The sequence below is a fragment of the Rubrivirga sp. genome, from assembly GCF_049648075.1.
Classification (GTDB): domain Bacteria; phylum Bacteroidota; class Rhodothermia; order Rhodothermales; family Rubricoccaceae; genus Rubrivirga.
In genome coordinates this window covers 1-1,776 of record NZ_JBARYR010000160.1, presented here as the reverse complement: position 1 = coordinate 1,776, position 1,776 = coordinate 1, and the positions used below count along the sequence as shown (strand labels likewise).

At 70.4% G+C, this 1,776-nt stretch carries 1 protein-coding gene and 1 pseudogene; both read left to right on the top strand.

The features are described from left to right. A pseudogene (locus tag WBA11_RS04525) lies at positions 1-620 on the top strand (hypothetical protein); the annotation flags it as partial. A 48-nt stretch (positions 621-668) separates the two neighbouring features. Then, positions 669-1,776: hypothetical protein (locus WBA11_RS04520; RefSeq protein ID WP_424519533.1), on the top strand; the 1,108-nt coding region annotated here is incomplete at its 3' end.

The following is a 1,776-nucleotide window of genomic DNA, read 5'->3' as shown; positions in this document are numbered from 1 at the left end:
CGTTCGCGCTCGGGCTCACCGTCGCCGGCCGGCCGATCCCCACGTTCTCCGTTGGCGTGACCACGAAGCTGGTCCACGAGCGGCTGTGGAGCGTGAGCGCCCAGCAGGTCGCGTTCGACGTCGGCGTCCGCTACGAGACGCCCGTCCCCGGCTTCGCGCTCGGCGCGAGCATCGCCAACTTCGGCGCCGACCTCGAGCTGTCCGGCCGCGACCTCGCCGACGTCATCGACCCGGACCCGACCAACCAGGGCGCGACCAACATCCCCGTCGACTACCGGACCGACGGGTTCGGGCTGCCCCAGCTGTTCCGGTTCGGCGTCGCCTACGACCGGCCGCTCGGCGAGCTCGGCTCGGTCCGCACCGTCCTCGACCTCCAGCACCCGACGGGCGCGACCGAGAGCGTCAACGTCGGCCTCGAGTACGCCTTCCGCGACGTGCTCTTCATCCGCGGCGGGTACCAGAGCCTGTTCGAGCAGGACGAGGAGAACCGCGGCCTCTCGCTCGGCGCCGGCCTGGGCGTGACCCTCCCCGACCGCCAGCGCCTGGCCCTCGACTACTCGTGGTCCGAGTGGGGGCGCCTGGGCAACGCGCACCGCTTTAGCGTCGCCATCGCTCTCTAGCCCGCCACTACCGCTCTCATCCGCTTCCCCCAGCCGACCCCCGTTCCTATGCGTTTCGCTATCGCCCTCGTTGCCGTCGTCGCGGCCGGTGCCCTCGCCCCGGCGTCTGCCCAGCAGGCCCGGACTCCCGGACCCGCGCTCTTGGAGCGCTTTGGACCCGGCGCCGAAGAGGTTCTCGACAAGTACGGCGACGACCCCGCCGCGCTCGCCCGCATCGAGGCCGAGATCGCCGCGGCCCGCCTGACGCAGCCGTTCTACTTTGGCCACACGTCGCCCTTCGCCTTCGGCGGCGCGGCGACCGTCGTCCGCGAGGAGCGCGAGCCCAACGACTTCTTCCCGACCGCCGACGACCTCGACGACGTGCTCGCGACGCCCGGCTTCGCCGACGACCGGGCGTTCACGGGCGGCTTGGTCATGGGCACGTTCACGGCCGGCGACTACGACGTCTACGTGTTCACGGCAGACACGACCCAGATGTACTACTTCGGCGGGACCCACTCCTACCCCGGAGACGAGAACGTTGACAGCGACGGGCTGGCCGTGAGCGCGGCCCTGTTCCACGAGACGGACCTCGACACCACGTTCGTCCAGAACTTCAATGGCCTGGACGGCAACGACCAGATCTCGGGCGACATCCAGGGCCGGGCGACCAACGGCCGCGCCAACTCCGGCGACTTCCGCCTGACGGGCTGGATCCCGCCGGTCGACCCGGCGACAAACCGGAAGGTCACCGGCCGCTACTACCTCTTCCTCTACAACGGGACCACGAGCGGGGACCCGCGCCCGATCCAGTCGGGCGGCGCGACGGGCACGTACCACTTCTCGGCCTACGCCGTCCCGCTCGCCCCGCTCGTCGACAAGGCGGAGCCGAACCAGACCTTTACCCAGGCCCTCCAGAACCCGAACGCCGTCCTGCCCGCCGACGGCGTCCTGCGGTCGTACCTCGGCTACAACCCGGACACGCTCAAGGTCGTGACGACGGACGGCGACGCGAACGGGTTCGACGTCCTGCCGACCCAGGGCAACGCGGCGTTCCCGCAGCTGCTCGCTCGTGGCGACGAGGACGTCGACCACTACCGGATCGACGACCTCAAGGCCGACCATTCGGTCGTGATTGAGACCGTCCCGTTCTTCGGCTACTACCGCGAGACCGACG